Source organism: Oscillibacter ruminantium GH1 (genome assembly GCF_000307265.1).
GTDB classification, from domain to species: domain Bacteria; phylum Bacillota; class Clostridia; order Oscillospirales; family Oscillospiraceae; genus Oscillibacter; species Oscillibacter ruminantium.
This window is the reverse complement of the sequence record NZ_DF158898.1, coordinates 291,678-310,763: the sequence shown is the minus strand read 5'-3', so window position 1 is coordinate 310,763 and position 19,086 is coordinate 291,678. Positions and strand designations below refer to the sequence as shown.

Sequence of the window (19,086 nt, the reverse complement as noted above, 5' to 3'; positions counted from 1 at the left end):
AAATCCGTCGGCGTTCAACCAGAAGTGATAGCCTGCTGTTTCCTTTTGCTCTCTCATGATTCCGGAAGATTCACTTGATGGAAACCATTACCGGCGTTGTAAAGTTTGCTACATGGGTAAAGACCGGCTTTAGCTGAACCTCTGCCGCCTGAGGGGCGGGTAACGGAACCGTCTCATAAAAGCAGCCCTGTTCGCTGCCGCCCAAATACTCCCCGGTATCTGGGTCTTGATAGCTGTAAGACGAGCCGCTGGAGGTAAAAGATTCGGCTGTCCCTGTGGCATCCAAATAACCGTTCCACATGCTGTACATCCACCCCTCCCGGTATTGCTTTTCCTGAAAGGTCAGAAGGTATCCCTGTTCCAAATGCTGGATACCTACCAGCTTTACTCCGTCCGGTAGTGGGTCATGATCGCCGGTTTCAAGATTCAGCCCAATCGTCTCCCGATCCTTTTCCAGCCAGCGGGCCTGCGTAATGTGAAGTGTCAAAACTTTACTGTTACTAAAATAGGTGGTGTCCATCCAATAAGTTACCATGGACGGCGAGTTCTCCTCTCCTGAGGCGGAGATACCGTTGGTCACCGGGTCGAACCGCTCTCCTTTTTCGTTCTCCACATAGAACTCCAGCCCCGTCAGCCACGCGGTATTGGTGGGGGCGTAGCCAAAGTCCAACCTCAAATGGGTTGGATAAATTTCAGCCGCTTTCAGCGTCAAAGTCTGACCATCGATTTGAAAGATCTGATTCACTGCCACCATCTCGCCCTGTGCGGTGAACCACGAGTCAAAGCTTAGTTCAAAGGTAAATTCCGCCAGATAGTTCGGGTTGTGGGCGTGGGGGGCAAAATACGTATCCTCTCTTGTTTCCTCGGTAGGGGCTTCGATATTCAGACCGTCCGCATCCCAGTTACTTTCATAGACACGCAGTGTCAGCGTCAGCGCGTCGGGCACGTCCTGTTCGACAAAATTTACCTCTACCTGCCGCAGGTCCCCGTTAGGGGTTCCATAGCTAGCGGAAGAGGACGAGAAGCCCTCCAAATCGCGTCCATAAGCGCCGGAAATTTCGGCATCGGCTTCCAGAATGCGGGTTGTGTCGCCGGTGAGGGTGTAAAAAATATTGACCTGCTTTCGATCCACAATCAGGTATTCCACTCTCGCGGTGACGCCGTTTTTACTCTGCTCCTGTCCCACGGGCTGGACGAATTCGTCCTCCACGGCGGCAGACAGAGACGGCGACCACGCCACCGCCTTTGCCAGATCCCGCAGCACCGGCACGCCGCCGCAGGCCCGGGCAAAGGGCGGGAACAGGTTTACCAGCAGCATAAAGGCCAAAAAACAGGCCGCCAGACTCCCTGCCGGAACGCCGAAAATGCGGATGCGTCTTTGCGACGCAGTTTTCTTCTTTAACGCTCGATCCACCGTATCTATAAGCTGGGACGGCGTTTGCTCCAGTGATTCTCGCAGAGCCTTATACTCTTCGTTTCGATTCATGCGTCTCCCTCCTCAAGTGAAAGTCTCAGCAGTGTCAGTGCTCTGCGCTGGCGGGTGACCACGGTTCCTTGGGGGATATCCAGCGTCTGGGCAGTCTGAGCAAGCGTCAAATCTCCGAAATATCGCAGGACAATCACCTGCCGCAGCTCCCGGGGCAGTCGGGCCACCGCCTCTTGCAAGGGCAGCGTGTCGTAGTTGAAGTCCTCCCCCGCCTCCGGCAGATATTCTGCCGGGTGCAGACGCTTGAGCCGCAGCAACTCCCGATTACATGTGTTGATGAGGATACGGGTGAGCCACGTTTCAAAATACTCCGGCTGGCGAAGCTGATGCAGATGTCGCAGTGCCTGATATACCGCCTCGTCCACGGCCTCCATCGCCGCAGCTTCGCCGCCGAGATAAGCGTAAGCTGTGCGGTAAAGCCGGGCGCGCTGCGCCTCTGTCCGCCGGATAAATTCCTGTTGGTCCATGCCCTTCCCCCCTTTCTACTCATTTTATTAGAGCGCGCCAGCGGGCGTTTTGATTTCCCGTCCTTATAATTTTTATAAAAAGTAAGGAGCCGGCACGGGAAGTTTCCCGTGCCAGCCCCGGCTAGCTCTGATTTACGCTCTGGGATGGGCCTTGTTGTATACGTCCTTCAGCTGGTTCTTCACCACATGGGTGTAAATCTGGGTGGAGGAGATATCCGCGTGACCCAGCATTTCCTGAATGGAACGGAGGTCTGCGCCGTTTTCCAGCAGATGGACGGCAAAGGAGTGGCGCAAGGTGTGAGGCGTGATATCCTTTTGGATGCCCGCCTTCTCCTGATAGTATTTGATGATCTTCCAGAAACCTTGGCGACTCATGCGCTCGCCGTTCATGTTGACAAACAGCGCCCGCTCTTCCATGTCTGCAATGATCTCGGGCCGGATGCCGCTTTCATAGTCCCGCAGAGCCTTGACTGCCACAGGATACAGCGGAATGATGCGCTCCCTGCCCCGGCTGGAGCAGCGAAGGAAGCCCGCCGATAGATTCAGATCATCCACATCCAAGGCAATCAGCTCGCTGACGCGGATACCGGTGGCGTACAGCAGCTCCAGCATGGCGTGGTCCCGGAAGCCTTTGGCGTCCACGCACTGGGGCTGCTCCAAAAACAGTTCCACTTCCTTGTTGGTGAGAATTTCAGGGTATTTCCGCTCCGCCTTTGCCGCCGTCAGCCCCTTGGCAGGATTCGCGGACATGGCACCGGAAGACACCATAAAGCTGTAAAACGACTTTACAGAGGCCAAAAACCGCGTGACAGAAGCGGCTGATTTGCCTTTCCCATGCATCCAGTCCATATAGCGCTGGACCATCTCCGGCGCGGCATGACGCAGGTCGCTGTCCTCCTCTACATGGAGAAACTCCTGAAACTGCGTTACATCCCGCAGATAGGCGGACACCGTGTTAGCAGAGGAACCCTTTTCAGCAATCAGATATTTCTCGTAAAGTGCCAGATAATCCGAAGCCACGACATCCGCCTCCTTTCTCCTCGCCGGCACAGGCTGTCCCGCCCGACACTTTTTCAAAATACCGCACCGTTTGCGGCACAGGTCTAAACCTTGCTATGCTGCCTCAGAACTGTATTACTTACTGTATTACTTGAAGATCAACCGCAAAACCCAGTTCAGCAGTCCCGGAGATACCAGCAGTTCCGTCAGCACTCCAGCGATCAGCACACCGCATACCGCCCCAAAGCGCAGCCACCATGTCCGGCCATAGGTAGGCGGCACAGGCCGTCCGCTTTTTTCCAGAGACAGTGACGCCAGCCCCACAGACTTTTCCAGTGCCGGAACTGCCACGGCAAAATAACACGGCAGCGTCACAAGGCACCGGAGTCCGAACACGGCCAGCGCCAGAAGCACACCGTCGTGACCAAAGGCCGCTGTGAAGCAACACACGGAGAATGAAAGGAAAAACCCATACGCCACCGTGACCACTGGAAGCAGTGCCGCGCCCACAGAGGCAAAGCCCAGCAAAAACGCCAGCACCGGATAACGGAAATAGACCACAAGCGCAGAAGCCACCGTTTTGGCAGACGGCTCCGGCGGGGATTGCAGAGAAAAATAACCATTCAGGTACTCCGTCAGTTCTCTGGCAGTATCCGCGCTCACGCGCGCGGAGAGGACCTGTCCCAAAACCAGGCCCAACAAAAAACAAGCCGCCAACAGCAACAGGCGGAGCCACGGCCCACGACCACTCCGCATCAGGCGGCGTCCACCCACAGACCCCACAAACAAAGCACCTCACCTCACGGTACTCTATGCAAGGATCGGGGAGGTTAGAAGGAAGTTGACGTAAATATTGCTCTTATTAATATATTGCTTTTTTTCCCAGACTGCAAGGGTTTTTGGAGGAATGCGGAGTTTTTTGTAAACAATGACAAAATGTTATGTAAACAATGTTATGTTAACTTATAAAACCACCATTAAAATTGCGCCTGCACTTCCCCATGCAACGTCAAGATGTGGGGGCCGTCAAACGACGGCCCCCACTACATCTGTGCCATCAAGGCTCTCAACTCAACCCCTGTGCCAGCTGCGTTGATTTTAGAAAAAAATATGGACAAATTGAAAATTTGGTGAAAATCACAATAAACGTTGTTGGCCCGGTCAGCTATGGAGACGTAAGTTTCGGTTTTTTGTCAACCTATTAAAAAACAGTGGAGCATCGCATTTCACCGCTTCCAAGCTGTACGCAGATAAAATCAGCCGAGGCGGCATCAAGCCGCCTCGGTTTCTAGATGCGGATTGCACATTTAGATATTCTCCCTCACTTCCGAGCAGAAGCTGCGCAGTTCGTCATTCTCTCCCCCACTTCCGGGTGGAAACCGTGCAGTCAGGCCTTCTTCCCCGCTTTTGCCCGGCGAATAGGGGCAGCAGGTTGCTTGTGTTTCTTTTTGCCTCTGCCACCCAGCAGACTGGCCAGAAATCCCCCTGCCAATGCGCCCATCAGAAGAATAATGCTCTCCCGCGACCAGACTACGCCGTCGCAGACCAGCAGTCCACCCAGCACCAGCATAACCGCGAAGATTGCAGCAGAGCCCATTGCAGCCCATAGTGTTCCCACGCCGGTACGCCGTATTGCCAGCATCCCGCCGCAGCAGGCCGCAATGACCCCGCTCGCCACCTGAAATCGGAACGCTACCTCTTCCGGCAGTATGCCTTTGATGGTCAGCAGTGCCAGCAAGCATTGGAATACGATATACAGGGCCAGCGACAGCACCGCCCCCTCCGGGAATCCCGCCCAACCGGGCGCTTTGCGTTTGGCCATAAAAAAATCCTCCCCCGTCTCATGCTCTTTTCAAGCATATGACGGGGGAGGCTCGTTTATGAGAGGCAGTCCTAATTTATACCTCGGGGTCCCAAGGCTTCTTCTCGCCGCCGTCGGCAGGCTTCTCTTCCTCTGCGGACTTCTCCTCCACGGCGGGAGCGGCAGGCTCCTCAGGCACTTCATCAGAAGGCTTGCTCTCCTTCTTCTGAGCCTTGGGGTCGGTAGAGGTCTGCACACCCGTGGTGGACACAGCCCACTTGGTGATCTCCATGCGCACACGGTCGTCGCTGGTTTCAATGATAATAGTGTCGTCGTTCACCTGCACGATGTTACCCACGATTCCGCCGATGGTGGTGAGCTTGTCGCCCTTTTTCAGGCTGTTGCGCAGCTGCTCGGCAGCCTTTTTCCGCTTGTTTTCCGGACGGATAATCATGAAATAGAACACCGCGATCAGGACCACAAGCATCATAAGTGTCATAGCATCCATGGGACAAATACTCCTTTGCAAAATCAGAATATGACTATTATATCCAAAACAACCGGCATTTGCAAGTCCTTTTTCAGGCCTTACACCCGTTGCTCCAGTTTCCCACTATATTTTGCCCGAAACTCGTCAAAAGTCCCTTCATCCAGCGCATCCCGGATCTTTTGCATCAACTCGTTGTAGAACCAAAGGTTATGCAGTACGGAAAAGCGCAGAGCCAGAACCTCGTCTGCCTTGAAGAGATGGCGCAGATATGCCTTGGAAAAGCTCCGGCAGCAGGGACAGCCGCAGCTTTCGCTGACGGGAGACGGGTCCATTTCGTACTTCTGGTTCAGGATGTTCACCGTTCCCTCCCAAGTGAACAGCTTCCCGTGCCGTCCGTTGCGGGAGGGCATTACACAATCGAAAAAGTCCACGCCGCGGCTCACACCTTCAATAATGTTGCTGGGTGTGCCCACACCCATGAGATAGCGCGGCTTTTCCGCAGGCATATGAGGTTCTACCGCGTCAATGATATCGTACATCACCTGCGCAGGTTCACCCACAGCGAGTCCGCCGATGGCATAGCCGTCGCAGTTCAGCTTTGCAATCTCGTCCATGTGCCATACACGCAAATCCGGGAACGTGGCACCCTGATTGATGCCGAAGAGCATTTGCTTCGGGTTCACGGTATCCGGCAAAGCGTTGAGACGCTCGTGTTCCGCAACACAGCGCTCCAGCCATCTGGCCGTCCGCTCGCAGCTGGCCTTGGCATATTCGTGGGTGGCGGGATTTTCCACGCACTCGTCAAAGGCCATTGCCACATCGCTGCCCAGATTCGATTGGATCTGCATGGATTCCTCCGGACCCATAAAAATGCGGTGTCCGTCGATGTGGGAGGCAAAGGTGACTCCCTCCTCCTTGATCTTCCGCAGAGACGCCAGAGAAAACACCTGAAATCCGCCCGAATCCGTCAGGATCGGGCCATCCCAGTCCATGAATTTGTGCAGTCCACCCATCTGGCGCACCACGTTGTCGCCGGGGCGCAGATGCAGATGATACGTGTTGGAAAGCTCGATCTGGCAGCCAATTTCCTTCAGGTCATGGGCGCTGACGCCGCCTTTGATGGCCCCCTGCGTCCCAACGTTCATGAATACCGGGGTCTGGACTGTGCCCCCGTGGGCGCAGGAGAACTGGCCCCGCCGTGCGCGGCCCTGATATTTGATGACTTTAAACATGAGTGGCTCCTATTTTAAATTTTGATAGAACGTCTTTAACTCGGCTTTTTTCTCTAGAGACAATGCAGACTTCCTCACACCCTCTACAGCTCCCTCAATGGCAGTCAGTTGGTGAAGGCATGCGCCGGAATCCACCTGCGCGCGGATGCGCATAAATGCGTCGTAGGTTCCTGCTTCTTGCAGTTCTTCCGGCGTTTCAATGCCGACTTTTTGCAGATTCCCGGCCAAAACCGGCCCAATATTGGGCAGCTCTGTCAACTCCACAGGGGTTCCTCCTTTTTACAAAGAGTTTCGTTACGTGTAGCCAAATGTGAATATTCATTGTATATCCTTGTATACTCACCGCATATGCATAACTCGACTATACAGATTATGCATCAATGGATAAACATGGCGTCGCCAAAACTAAAGAACCGATACCGTTCCTTTACCGCCTCGTTATACGCCGCGAGAATATGCTCCCTCCCCGCCAGCGCGGAAACCAGCATAATAAGCGTAGACTCCGGCAGGTGGAAGTTGGTAATCAGCGCATCCAGCACCTTGAACCGGTAACCGGGATAGATATAAATGTTGGTCCAACCGGACTTGGCCTCCATAGTTCCATCTTCGTTGGCCCAAGACTCTACCGTTCGGCAGGAGGTCGTGCCCACGCAGATCACTCGTCCTCCGCCGGCCTTTGTGCGGTTGATAAGATCCGCCACTTCCTGCGAAATAGTGCAGTATTCGCTGTGCATTTCGTGGTCGGTAATCTCGTCCTCCTTCACAGGACGAAAGGTCCCAAGGCCCACGTGCAGCGTTACGTACCCAATCCCCACGCCCTTGGCAGAGATTTTCTCCAGCAGTTCCTTTGTGAAATGAAGCCCCGCCGTGGGAGCGGCGGCACTGCCCAGTTCTTTGGAATAAACGGTCTGATACCGCTCTTTATCTTGCAGTTCCTCCTTGATATAGGGTGGCAGGGGCATTTTACCCAGACGCTCCAGAACCTCCAGAAAAATTCCCTCATAGCGGAACTGCACCAATCGGTTGCCGCCTTCCACCTCGCCGACGATCTCGCACGTCAGCTCTCCGTTGCCGAAGGAAACCTGTGCGCCGGGACGCAGCTTTTTTCCGGGACGAACCAGGCACTCCCAAACGCCCTCCCCTTTGTCCACCAGCAGCAGAATCTCACAAGCGCCGCCGCCGGGGACTCGGTGGCCTAAAAGCCGGGCAGGCAAAACCCGCGAGTCGTTTAAAATCAGGCAGTCTTTCTCCGTTAAAAAATCGGGCAGCTCATAAAAATGATGGTGTTCCCAAGCACCTGTCACCTTGTCCAGCGTTAAAAGTCTGGATTCGTCCCTTCTTTCGATGGGCGTCTGAGCAATCAGCTCCTTAGGCAAGTCATAGTTGAAATCGCTGGTTTTCATCAAATTCCTCCATGGGTCCGCGTGCTGACGATCTGGAAAAATCTCCGGGCATGAAGGTTTTTCGATGTGACGCGGCTCTGCCGCGCTTTTGGCGGGCGGCGTACCAACTTCAATCAATCACCCGATGGTGATATCCGTATAGTAAAAATTCAGAATGTCGCGGTAGGAATATCCCTGCTCCGCCATGGCCTTTGCACCGTATTGGCTGAGTCCCACGTTGTGTCCGTTTCCGGTTCCGGTGATGACAAAGCTCCCGGGGGCTGCGGATGGCGCAGAGGATGCGCCGGAAGTTGTGTCCAGAGCCGAGGTTCCGGAAGATGTGACGGCGTAAGGTGCGTTGCCGGAGTAAGCCGCCACTGTCCCAGTGCCGGAGATGGTATACGCTCCGCTCACGGAGGAAATAGAATTACCGGAGCCGTTGACATAGTATCCAGAGGCCGTGCCGCCGGTGTCCCCGTTGATGGAAAAGCGCATACTCTTGACGCTTTTGCCATAGGTCGTGCTGTAAAAGGCCAAACGGCAAGTCTCTCCCTTCACCGTCAAGCTCTTCCCTGTTGTGTCCACAAAGGTGACTTTGTAGACGTTGCCAGTGGCGGTACGCTCTGAGACATAGGCATTTTTTACCGTTCCGATGGAATACCCGCTGTTTTGCAAAACCCACGTCAGTTCTGAGGGTGAGTAGGTCACGGTGTAGCTGTAATTCGGAATGGTGATGCTTCCCTCATAGGGGTCCGTCTTTCCAATCAAATGCCCCACTGCACTGCCCCAAACGTTTTCGGCGCTCTCTGTTGCGCCTCCGTCAGAGGCATGATACACCGTCTCTGCCAGCGCGCCCCGATACCAAACGCACTGTCCCGCTGTGGCGTCCACAGCGGCGTCGGTGTCCGGGCCGGAGGCGTTGATGCCGTTGTAAACCTGACAGTCCGTGGTATTACACACGTCGAAGCCATAGGCACCCAGGTGTTTTTTTGTCACATTGGCATAGGTCCGGGCGCAGACCGCTTGCGCCTCCAAAGCGGCGGCGGGCCAGCCCACCCCCATCTCGTGGGGCAGCACACCTTTTACGTAATCCTCCATGCCCACCACGTTGAACACATATAGTCCTCCACCGGTGACCCTTGGATACACAAAGCCCCCGGCGTATTTGTAGCCCTTGAACCAAGTTGGTCCTCCTGCGGGCAGAACGCCCAGATCATACAGCCCCTGACAATCGAACTCGAAGAGCGCCGTCGAAGAACCGGTAAGCGTCACCGCCACAGAGGCGGCACCGTGACTGCTACCACCTCTCCACCGGGCATAAAACTGTCCGCCGACATAGGCAGGCCAGCCGCCGTTGACCACGGCGGCGGAAGCCGCTTCGTCAAAGGACCCGTAAGGCCCGGACTGGTCATAGGCACCCAAATCCCCGCCCGGAACCATGGTGATCGCAGTGGCCGAGATGGACCCCAACGAGATAAAATTACGGCTCTCATCGTAATAACCAACAGAATAGCCACCGCTCTGGGTGTTTTCCAGATTGGCGGAAGTGACCGCGCTACTGCCGTACCGCAGACCTACCTTGACCACGCCGTTGACTGCGGCGGAGGCAGACACGGTATTCAGCGCAAGAAATATGACGAGAATCGACAGGGTGCAGAGCAGTTTTTTCATACATCCTCCACAGGGTTCTAACCTTGACGGGACAAGGAAAGTGTGCTACCATAATACAAATGTCCGCGCCGGGTGAACACAGAGTTTTCAGTCAAATTGACACTTCTCTATTATAGTACACCAAAGCCTTACATTCAACAAAAATTCGACAATCTGCGTCAAATCACATCACACAGGAGGCAATTCTCATGAAACAGTACAAAGTCGGTATCATCGGCTGCACCGGCATGGTGGGCCAGCGGTTCGTCACTCTGCTTGCCAACCATCCTTGGTTCCAGCTCACCGCCGTGGCTGCCAGTGCCCGTAGCGCGGGCAAAACCTATGAAGAGGTTGTGTCTCCCCGCTGGGCGATGGACGCTCCCATTCCGGAGGAGGCAAAAAAGCTGGTGATTCTGGATGCGGAGACCGATGCGGAAAAGCTGGCCTCTCAGGTGGACTTCTCCTTCTGCGCCGTGGATATGAAAAAAGAGGAGATCCGGGCGCTGGAAGAAAAATACGCGAAGCTGGAATGCCCCATCGTGTCCAACAACTCCGCCAACCGCTGGACGGATGACGTACCTATGGTAGTACCGGAGCTGAACGCGGACCACATCAAGATTATCGAAGCCCAGCGCAAGCGCCTTGGCACTAAGCGGGGATTTATCGCCGTAAAGTCCAACTGCTCCATCCAGAGCTATGTTCCCGCCATCCATCCCCTGCTGAAATACGGCGTGGAGCGGGCGCTGGTATGCACCTATCAGGCTATTTCCGGCGCGGGCAAGACCTTTGAGCGCTGGCCCGAGATGGTGGACAATTGCATTCCTTACATCGGCGGCGAGGAAGAAAAGTCCGAGCAGGAGCCGATGAAGGTCTGGGGTCACATCGAAGGCGGAAAGATTATCAAGGCCGAGGCCCCCATCATCACGGCGCAGTGCTTCCGCGTGGCCTGTCAAGACGGGCACATGGCCGCTGTTTTCATGAAATTTAAAGACGGCTGCAAGCCCTCTATCGAGCAGATCAAGCAGGACTGGGCAGCGTTCCGCGGTCCCGCACAGGAATTGGACCTTCCCTCCGCACCCAAGCAGTTTCTGCACTATTTTGAAGAGTCCGACCGGCCTCAGACCAAGCTGGATCGGAACCTGGAGCATGGCATGGCCATCTCTCTGGGCCGCCTGCGGGAGGACCGCCAGTATGACTACAAATTTGTCGGCCTGAGCCACAACACCCTTCGGGGCGCCGCCGGCGGCGGCGTGCTGCTGGCGGAGCTGTTGTGCAAAGAGGGGTATATTACCGTGAAGTAAATAGACTTTACATTAGTTGTTATGAAAGACTTTTTTTGAAAATTATATTCAATTTTTAATAGGCCGAAAATAGACCGGACCTCGCCCCAAAAGGGGCGCGAGGTCCGGTCTTGTTTGTCTTTGAGAGAGCTTTTATGCTTTTTCAGCCTTTTGCAGTTCGATATAATCGTCGTAGGTACAGGCCTTGTCGATGATGGTGCCGTCAGGCTGGAAGTCGATGATTCGATTCGCCACGGTCTGGACAAATTCGTGGTCATGGCTGGCGAACAAAACCACGCCCTTGTATTCGATCAAGCCCTTGTTGACGGCGGTGATGGATTCCAGATCCAGATGGTTCGTCGGCTGATCCAGCACCAGCGCGTTGGAACCGAACAGCATCATCCGCGACAGCATACACCGCACCTTTTCGCCGCCGGAGAGAACCTTGACCGCCTTAAACACCTCGTCCCCAGAGAAGAGCATCCGCCCCAAGAAGGAGCGCTTGAAGGACTCCGTACCCTCCTCTGCATTGTCCGCCGTATACTGACCCAACCACTCCACCAGATTCAGATTGCAGTCGTTGAAGAAAGCGGAGTTGTCCAGAGGGAAGTAGCTGGTGGAGATGGTGGTGCCCCACTTAAAACTGCCTTCGTCCGCCTCCAGCTCCTCCATAATAATCTTGAACAGGGTGGTCTTGGCCAGCTCATTTTCACCAACGAAGGCGATTTTGTCCCCCTTGTTTACCCGGAAGGACACATTGTTCAGCAGTTTCCGTCCGTCGATGGTCTTGCTCAGACCCTCCACGGTCAAAATTTCCTTGCCCGGCTCCCGATCCATAGCAAAGCCCACGAAGGGATACCGCCGAGAGGACGCGGGCATCTCCTCCACCGTCAGCTTGTCCAAAAGCTTGCGGCGGGAGGTGGCCTGTTTGGACTTGGACTTGTTGGCGGAGAAGCGCTGAATGAACAGTTGCAGCTCCTTGATCTTGTCCTCGTTCTTCCGGTTTTGATCCTTCATCATCTTCTGGACCATCTGGCTGGACTCGTACCAGAACTCATAGTTACCGACATACATCTTGATTTTGCCATAATCCACGTCCACGATACTGGTACACACATTGTTCAGGAAGTACCGGTCATGGCTCACCACGATGATGAGTCCTTCGTACTCCATCAGGAAGTTCTCCAGCCATTCAATGGCCTGCAGATCCAGATGGTTCGTAGGTTCGTCCAGCAGAATGATGTCCGGCTTTCCAAACAGCGCCTGTGCCAGCAGTACCTTTACCTTTTCCTTGGCGGTGAGGGAGGACATCTGGCTGTACAAAATGTCGTTGGACAGGCCCAGTCCCTGAATCAAACGGCTGGCGCCGGATTCCGCTTCCCAGCCGTCCATGTCGGCAAACTCCGCCTCCAACTCGCTGGCTCTCACGCCGTCCGCATCAGAGAAATCCTCCTTCTCGTACAGGGCGTCCTTCTCCTTCATGATGTCGTACAGCCGCTGGTTACCCATGATGACCGTGTCCAGCACGGTGTACTCGTCATACTGGAAGTGGTCCTGCTTCAAAACCGACATCCGCTGGTTGTCGGAGATGACCACCTCGCCGGTGGAGGGTTCCAGATCGCCGGAGAGAATGCGCAGGAAGGTGGTCTTCCCTGCGCCGTTGGCGCCGATGATGCCATAGCAGTTGCCGGGCGTGAATTTCAGATTCACGTCCTTGAATAACGGTTGACCGCTGAAATTCAAACTGAGCTCGCTGACTGTAATCATGTTCGTTTTCCTTTTTGTCGTTTTCGTATTTCAGCGCAACAGCAGGCGCGCAAAAGCACGTCTGCTGTCCGCATGATTGCACACTATAATAGTATAACTCAAATCTGCGCCCGATGGAAGATCTTTTTGCCCTTTTTAATAACAATTCCATCGCCGGAGAAATCGTCCTTCTCAAAAAGGTCGGAAACCTCCGCCTTTTTCTCGCCCACAGTGACGCCGCCCTGCTGCACCAGACGCCGTGCCTCGCCGTTAGAAGCGCAGAGGCCGCAAGCCGTCAGCAGATTCAAAACGCCGATTTTTCCGTCCTCGAACTGCGCATCCGTCAAAACGGTGGTGGGCATGTGCTCCGCGTCGCCGCTGCCGCCGAAAAGCCGCTGGGCAGTCTCCTGCGCCTTCTCCGCCTCGGCCTCGCTGTGAACCAGCTTCGTCAGCTCATAGGCCAGAATCTCCTTGGCACGGTTGAGCTGGCTGCCCTCCCAATGATCCATGGCGTCAATTTCCTCCAGCGGGAGGAAGGTCAGCATCCGGATACACTTCAAAACGTCCGCGTCGCCCACATTGCGCCAGTACTGATAAAAATCGAAGGGACTGGTCTTGGCCGGGTCCAGCCACACCGCGCCGTTGGCGGTCTTTCCCATCTTCTTTCCCTCGGAATTCATCAAGAGGGTGATGGTCATGGCATAGGCATCCTTACCCAGCTTTCGGCGAATCAGCTCCGTGCCTCCCAGCATATTGCTCCACTGGTCGTCGCCGCCGAACTGCATGTTGCAGCCCACGCTCTGGAACATATGATAGAAGTCATAGGACTGCATAATCATATAGTTGAATTCCAGAAAGCTGAGGCCCTTCTCCATGCGCTGCTTATAGCACTCTGCCCGCAGCATATTGTTCACGGAGAAGCATGCGCCCACTTCCCGCAGCAAATCCACATAGTTGAGTTTTAACAGCCAGTCGGCGTTGTTCAGCATCATCGCCTTGCCTTCGCCAAACTCGATGAACTTCTCCATCTGCTTTTTAAAGCAGTCACAGTTGTGCTGAATGATTTCCGGGGTCATCATAGAGCGCATATCCGTCCGTCCGGAGGGATCGCCGATATAACCGGTGCCGCCGCCGATCAGGGCAATAGGCCGGTTGCCCGCCATTTGCAGCCGCTTCATCAGGCAAAGGGCCATGAAGTGCCCCACATGCAGGCTGTCCGCCGTGGGATCAAAGCCGATATAAAACACGGCCTTGCCGGCGTTCACCAGCTCTCGAATTTCCTCCTCGTCGGTCACCTGTGCAATCAGGCCGCGGGCCTTCAACTCTTCATAAATTTCCATCGTCTCATTTCTCCTGTCTTGTGGTTTTTAAATTTGGGAGAGGACGCAGAAAAAACGCCCTCCGTCCCATGGGGACAGAGGGCGAATCGCTTCGCGGTACCACCTCTGTTCGCGCCACCCTCACGGGCGGCGCCTCCGGCCGTGCCATCACACGGCAGCGCTGTAACGGGCGCGCCCGGAGCACGCCTACTGGGCTAAAAGCCGTTGGGGTGCCGGTTCAAAGGTGTATTCCCCCGCTCACACTCTCCCCTTTTCACCGTTCAGGGGCTCTCTTTGCAGCGCCGCGCGAGGTACTCTTCCTCATCATCACTGTATACATTAGTTACTATATCTGATTTTTTTCCGATTGTCAAGATGAGAATTCGCCGTCCCGCCGCAGAAAAAAGCGGCGGGACGGCAAAGAGTATCTCAATATTTGCCCAAACTCGCAGAGGAATCCGAGTTGGCAGACTTGCCGAACTGGAAATCGTTGCCCGGCAGAATGGCATTCAGTGCCACGCCCGCAATAGCGGCGATGGCAAGGCCCGTCAGCGTCACATTAGCGCCCGCCACGGTGAAAGTAAGTCCGCCGTAGCTGTTGAAGCCAAGACCGGAGACTAAGATCACCGCCGCGATCAGGAGGTTGCGGCTGCGGGTGAAGTCCACCTGATTCTCTACCACGTTTCGCACGCCTACGGCGGAAATCATTCCATAGAGCACAAAGCTGACTCCGCCGATGATTGCCGTGGGAATGGAGTTGATGACGGCGGCAAATTTGGGACTGAAGGACAAAATCACTGCGTACAGCGCGGCCAGCCGGACCACCTTCGGGTCGTATACCCGGCTGAGAACCAGCACGCCGGTGTTCTCGCCATAGGTTGTGTTGGCAGGGCCGCCGAACAGGCCCGCCAAGGCTGTTGCAAGGCCGTCGCCCACCAGTGTGCGGTGCAGGCCCGGGTCCTCAAGGAAGTTCTCGCCAACAGTGGCGGAGATAGCGGAAATGTCACCCACATGCTCCATCATGGCAGCGATGGCGATGGGGGCCATGACCAAAATAGCGGAAAGATCGAACTTCGCCAGCACGAAGGGCTGAAGGCCAAGTGTGGCGGCCTCGCCCACGGCAGTAAAGTCCACCTGTCTGGTCACCAGCGCCACCACATAGGGGATGACCACGCCCAGCAGAATGGGGATAATCTTCAGCATCCCCTTGCCCCAGATATTGAACACGATGATGACCGCGATGGCCAGCAGCGCCAGCGGCCAGCAGACCGCGGAGTTGGTCACGGCGGTGGGGGCCAGAATCAGGCCGATCAGGATGATGATCGGTCCGGTAACCACCGGCGGGAAGTAGCGCATGACCTTATACGGCCCGACCACTTTAAAAAGGAGCGCCAGCACCAGATACAAAAGACCCGCAATCACCACGCCGCCCAGCGCATAGGGCAGTTTTTCCGCACCGGTCATATCGGCGTATTTTCCGCTGTTTAGCTCCGCCACCGCGGCAAAGCCGCCCAGATACGCGAAGGAGGACCCCAGAAAAGCCGGAACCTTGCACTTTGTGCAGGCATGGAACAGCAGCGTACCGATTCCTGCGAACAGCAGCGTCGTCTGGATGGACAGGGGCAGTCCGTATCCGCTGACGATGATGGGAACCAGCACCGTCGCGCCAAACATGGCGAACATATGCTGCAAACCCAGCAGCAGCATTTTGGGAACCCCAAGTGTTCGGGCGTCCCGAATCGGTCCGGAAATCTTCTCGTTCATAGTAAGTTCTCTCCCTTTCTGCGCAAAAAAATACCGGCACAACGGCCGGTCAAACAGGAAAAGCAAAAAAGAAAGCAGCGCCAAAATTCTTTCGCATCATCATGGTACTACCTCCCCTCGCTCTTTTCCGTATGATTATACAGAAACGTCGAATGAATTGCAATGGTGAATCCCCCGGCCTTCGCAGAAAATATCCTGTCGAATTTAGTGATTATGACGACAGAGGTACGACCGGGTTCAAGATTCTTGAGAATCGGGTTTACTCGTCGAAAAGATTTTGAGTGACAGTTCTGTTGAGCTGTGTTAAATTGATGGCAGGCCATGAAATGATCATAAAACGACTGTGAGGACAATCGCTATGGAACGAACGAAAATCTTGAACTTCGGCAGTGTCGGGACCAGCTCTATTATGCGCGTCATGCAGGAGGCTATCCGCCTTACCGACGGGACTGCGTCCAAACTCCTCTACTCCCGCAGTGCCGAGCGGGGCCGGGACTTCGCCCAGTCCGAGGGCATTCCCGAAAGCTGCGACAGCTATGACGCCATGTTCGCCCGGAACGATCTTGACGTGATCTATATAGCCTCCCCTAACCGCTTCCACACCGATCAGGCTCTAAAAGCGCTGAACGCGGGAAAGCATGTGATCGTGGAGAAGCCCACGGCAGTCACAGCAGAAGAGGTTCGTGCACTCTACGAGGCAGCGAATGCAAACCACGTCTTTTTCTTTGAGGCCATCACCACTCTGTTTATGCCCAATTTTCTTGCCTGCAAGCAGCTGCTCTCCCAGCTTGGGCCGCTGCACTCCGCCCGATTGGCTTACGGGCAGTATTCCTCTAAGTACGATGCCTATCTCCGAGGAGAAAATCCCAACGTCTTCAATCCGGATATGCAGGGCGGCGTGCTGAACGACATGGGAATCTACTGTGTTCACGCCGCAGTCAATCTACTGGGTGAGCCTGAAAGCGTCCGCTATGAGGCGGAGCGCGGGCCAAACGGTGTAGATCTCTCCGGAACACTGACGCTAAAATACCCGGCACTCACCTGCGAGATTACGATGGCGAAGGACCGCAGCCTTGAAAGCGGCTGCCGATTTGAGGGCGAGCACGGTTATTTCGAGGAACGGGGACCGCTCAACGATTTTGTCCGGTGCTCCGCCGCGCTGAACGGCATGGTTCAAGAGATCAATGTGCAGTCTGACGGAAACCGCATGCTGTACGAGTTGGCGCGGTTCCGGGACGCGATTTTGGAGGGCGACGCGGATTTCTTTGCCGCCATGGCAAAGCAGAGTATTCTGGCCGCCTCCGTTTTGGAGCAGGCTCACCGCTGTATCTAATTTTTCCGGTTTTCTTCCTTTTTCCTAATTTATCCCTTGTATGTGTCCCCTTTTCAAATATTTGAGGATGTCAAAGGCCGATTGAGGGAAGGGCCAGACGCAGATGAACCTCTTTTAAGCAGGCAAGGCCCGGATGCAATCGCATCCGGGCCTTACTATTTTCCATTCAACGCGGTTTTTATGCCGTATAGGACCGTTCAACGTTCACTACCGCGAAATAATTGCCGTCCAGCGCCTTCACCGCCGCGCAGATCTTAGCGCGTACCTGCTCATCGGCAAGGCGGAACTTGAACGGCACCACCGCGTCAAAGATCAGATTGGTGTGGGTCGCACCCACCACCATTCGGAAATCGTGGATGGAGATCTGATCGTCGATACAGTTTACCAGCGCCGCCACCTTTTCGCGGGTTTCTTTCGTGACTCCGTCGTCCACCACAATGGGGTCCATGTGGATCACCGTCTCACAGCCCAGCTTCTGTTTCAGCTCCGATTCGATATTGTCGATCTCATCATGGATGTCCAGCACATTTTCGTTGGCGGGTACCTCCGCGTGGAGCGAGATCATCCGGCGGCCGGGGCCATAGTCGTGGACAATCAGATCGTGAATTCCCAAAATACCCGGATGTCCCATTACAACATTCCGAATGCTGGCGACAAACTCCGCAGAAGGCGGCTGCCCCAGTAAAGGGTTCAGTGTGTCCCTGCCGGAGTTGAAGCCAGACCAGAGGATAAACAGTGCCACCAGAATACCACACCAGCCGTCGATCTGTATTCCAGCGAAATGGCCTGCCAAAGTGGCGATCAGAACCGCCGTAGTCGCCACGCTGTCACTGAGGCTATCCATAGCGGTGGCGTGCATAGCGGTGGAGTTGATGCGCCGGCCCACAGAGCGATTATAAAAGCACATATACAGCTTCACGCAGATGGACGTGCCCAGTATTCCGATGCTCAACCACGAAAATTCCACCGGCACGGGATGCAGAATCTTCTCCACAGAGGTCCGGGCCAGTTCAAAACCCATCAGGATAATCAGCATGGACACCAGTAGCCCGGAAAGATATTCGATCCGCCCGTGACCAAAGGGATGTTCAGAATCCGGTTTCTGCTCTCCCAGCCGAAACCCCATCAGGGTGATGGCCGAGGAGCCTGCGTCGGACAGGTTGTTGAATGCGTCGGCGGTGATGGCAATGGAGCCAGAGATGGTTCCGGCGAAAAACTTGCCTGCAAACAGCAAAATGTTCAGTGCAATTCCAACCGCGCCGCACAAAATTCCGTAAGCCGCGCGCACTGCGGAATTTTCAATATCGTCTCGGTTTTTAATAAAGATTTTTGCGAGAAGCCGGATCATCCCGTCAATCCCCTTTTCCCGGCGGCACAGGCCGCCGACATTTTTGTACGTTGCACCCATCCCGGTGAAAAAGTCCGCTGGCTGAGATTGTGTGAAAGATCACACCTCGCCGGGGATCGTCAGGCGCAAATGGCAGCAAAGATCGTCCAGATCGTCCTCCGTGGCGGCGGGAATCCGCAGCTTTGCGCCGCAGGACTTGCAGATCAAATCCACAGCGGAGCGCCGAATCTCCATGGCGTAATCATGACCACCACAGGCGCAGACAATGCCGTTTTCCCGGGCGGCGATCTCCTTTAGCTCGGAGAGGATTTCGTACATAATGACGCTGTCCAAAAACTGCTCGCCGCCGTTTTCCCGGTTCTGCTTCTCCTTCTGCGCCAAAATCTCCAGTTCCCGCAGGTGCTTTTCAACGTTTCCCTCGTCTCCCACGAAGCAGCAGAATTCCTGTGTCTTCGCGCAGCCGAAAGCCACGCCGCCCTCCCGCGTAAGATTCTCTATGCCGCACTGGGCTGTGTGAGTCTCGCCGCACAGTCCGCACGGGACAAAAATCTTGCATCGCTGGCCGTCAAACTCCGTCCGCAGAACGGACCCACCGCACTCGCACTCCACCTCCACGCCGGAGGCCTCCAGCGCAAACAGGGATCGTGCTGCCATCACGGGCTTGCCGCAGATGGGGCAGAGATAGCCAAACGTCCTCATCTCATTTTGCATTGCGCACACCTCAAATCCTTGATTCCGGCAAATGCCATGTAATTTTCAGGAGCGTGTCGTGCAGGCTGTATGTCCGTC

General features: G+C 55.1%; 17 protein-coding genes and 1 other annotated feature. Of the genes, 2 read left to right on the top strand and 15 right to left on the bottom strand.

What is annotated here, in order from left to right:
• Positions 1–70: 70 nt before the first annotated feature.
• From ON16_RS09150 to ON16_RS09105, 10 genes are all read right to left on the bottom strand, one after another.
• Positions 71–1,486 carry a DUF4179 domain-containing protein gene (locus ON16_RS09150; protein WP_040661366.1) on the bottom strand — a complete coding sequence of 472 codons (1,416 nt, stop codon included), beginning with the start codon at positions 1,484–1,486 and terminating at the stop codon, positions 71–73.
• On the bottom strand, positions 1,483–1,953 hold the full coding sequence (locus tag ON16_RS09145; RefSeq protein ID WP_040661365.1) for a sigma-70 family RNA polymerase sigma factor: 471 nt from the start codon (positions 1,951–1,953) through the stop codon (positions 1,483–1,485). Before ON16_RS09145 ends, ON16_RS09150 begins: the two co-directional genes overlap by 4 nt.
• A gap of 132 nt (positions 1,954–2,085) precedes the next feature.
• A complete protein-coding gene (gene xerD, locus ON16_RS09140) occupies positions 2,086–2,973 on the bottom strand; it encodes a site-specific tyrosine recombinase XerD (protein WP_081579645.1) in 888 nt (295 codons plus the stop codon).
• A gap of 126 nt (positions 2,974–3,099) precedes the next feature.
• Entirely contained in the window at positions 3,100–3,708 is a 609-nt protein-coding gene (locus ON16_RS09135) for a stage II sporulation protein M (protein ID WP_243441804.1), read from the bottom strand.
• 631 nt (positions 3,709–4,339) lie between these two features.
• A complete protein-coding gene (locus tag ON16_RS09130; RefSeq protein WP_040661364.1) occupies positions 4,340–4,774 on the bottom strand; it encodes a TIGR04086 family membrane protein in 435 nt (144 codons plus the stop codon).
• A 76-nt stretch (positions 4,775–4,850) separates the two neighbouring features.
• The gene (yajC, locus tag ON16_RS09125) at positions 4,851–5,261 is read right to left on the bottom strand and encodes a preprotein translocase subunit YajC (RefSeq protein WP_040661363.1); all 411 of its coding nucleotides are present in this window, start codon (positions 5,259–5,261) and stop codon (positions 4,851–4,853) included.
• 80 nt (positions 5,262–5,341) lie between these two features.
• Entirely contained in the window at positions 5,342–6,475 is a 1,134-nt protein-coding gene (tgt, locus tag ON16_RS09120) for a tRNA guanosine(34) transglycosylase Tgt (RefSeq protein WP_040661362.1), read from the bottom strand.
• Between the two features lie 9 nt (positions 6,476–6,484).
• Positions 6,485–6,739 carry a TfoX/Sxy family DNA transformation protein gene (locus ON16_RS09115; protein WP_040661361.1) on the bottom strand — a complete coding sequence of 85 codons (255 nt, stop codon included), beginning with the start codon at positions 6,737–6,739 and terminating at the stop codon, positions 6,485–6,487.
• 113 nt (positions 6,740–6,852) lie between these two features.
• The gene (gene queA, locus ON16_RS09110) at positions 6,853–7,878 is read right to left on the bottom strand and encodes a tRNA preQ1(34) S-adenosylmethionine ribosyltransferase-isomerase QueA (protein ID WP_040661360.1); all 1,026 of its coding nucleotides are present in this window, start codon (positions 7,876–7,878) and stop codon (positions 6,853–6,855) included.
• Between the two features lie 117 nt (positions 7,879–7,995).
• Positions 7,996–9,528, bottom strand: a complete 1,533-nt coding sequence (locus ON16_RS09105) for a SpoIID/LytB domain-containing protein (protein ID WP_051131654.1) — start codon at positions 9,526–9,528, stop codon at positions 7,996–7,998.
• Positions 9,529–9,716: 188 nt separating this feature from the next.
• Between ON16_RS09105 and asd the strand changes: the two genes are divergently transcribed.
• A complete protein-coding gene (gene asd, locus ON16_RS09100) occupies positions 9,717–10,808 on the top strand; it encodes an aspartate-semialdehyde dehydrogenase (protein WP_040661359.1) in 1,092 nt (363 codons plus the stop codon).
• Between the two features lie 132 nt (positions 10,809–10,940).
• Here the strand turns inward: asd and ON16_RS09095 are convergent, their stop codons facing one another.
• The 3 genes from ON16_RS09095 to ON16_RS09085 form a co-directional block, all read right to left on the bottom strand.
• Positions 10,941–12,554, bottom strand: a complete 1,614-nt coding sequence (locus ON16_RS09095; RefSeq protein ID WP_040661358.1) for an ABC-F family ATP-binding cassette domain-containing protein — start codon at positions 12,552–12,554, stop codon at positions 10,941–10,943.
• A gap of 98 nt (positions 12,555–12,652) precedes the next feature.
• The gene (gene tyrS, locus ON16_RS09090) at positions 12,653–13,873 is read right to left on the bottom strand and encodes a tyrosine--tRNA ligase (protein ID WP_040661357.1); all 1,221 of its coding nucleotides are present in this window, start codon (positions 13,871–13,873) and stop codon (positions 12,653–12,655) included.
• Between the two features lie 74 nt (positions 13,874–13,947).
• Positions 13,948–14,189, bottom strand: a binding site (T-box leader).
• Positions 14,190–14,281: 92 nt separating this feature from the next.
• Positions 14,282–15,616: a uracil-xanthine permease family protein gene (locus tag ON16_RS09085; protein ID WP_040661930.1), complete on the bottom strand. Its 1,335-nt coding sequence runs from the start codon at positions 15,614–15,616 to the stop codon at positions 14,282–14,284.
• A 358-nt stretch (positions 15,617–15,974) separates the two neighbouring features.
• On the opposite strand from ON16_RS09085, the gene ON16_RS09080 reads away from it, so the two are divergent.
• Positions 15,975–16,949 carry a Gfo/Idh/MocA family protein gene (locus ON16_RS09080; protein WP_051131653.1) on the top strand — a complete coding sequence of 325 codons (975 nt, stop codon included), beginning with the start codon at positions 15,975–15,977 and terminating at the stop codon, positions 16,947–16,949.
• Positions 16,950–17,127: 178 nt separating this feature from the next.
• Here ON16_RS09080 and ON16_RS09075 read toward each other — a convergent pair whose 3' ends face one another.
• Both ON16_RS09075 and ON16_RS09070 read right to left on the bottom strand, forming a co-directional pair.
• Entirely contained in the window at positions 17,128–18,297 is a 1,170-nt protein-coding gene (locus ON16_RS09075; RefSeq protein WP_040661925.1) for a cation diffusion facilitator family transporter, read from the bottom strand.
• Between the two features lie 99 nt (positions 18,298–18,396).
• The gene (locus tag ON16_RS09070; protein ID WP_040661356.1) at positions 18,397–19,008 is read right to left on the bottom strand and encodes a hypothetical protein; all 612 of its coding nucleotides are present in this window, start codon (positions 19,006–19,008) and stop codon (positions 18,397–18,399) included.
• Positions 19,009–19,086: the final 78 nt, after the last annotated feature.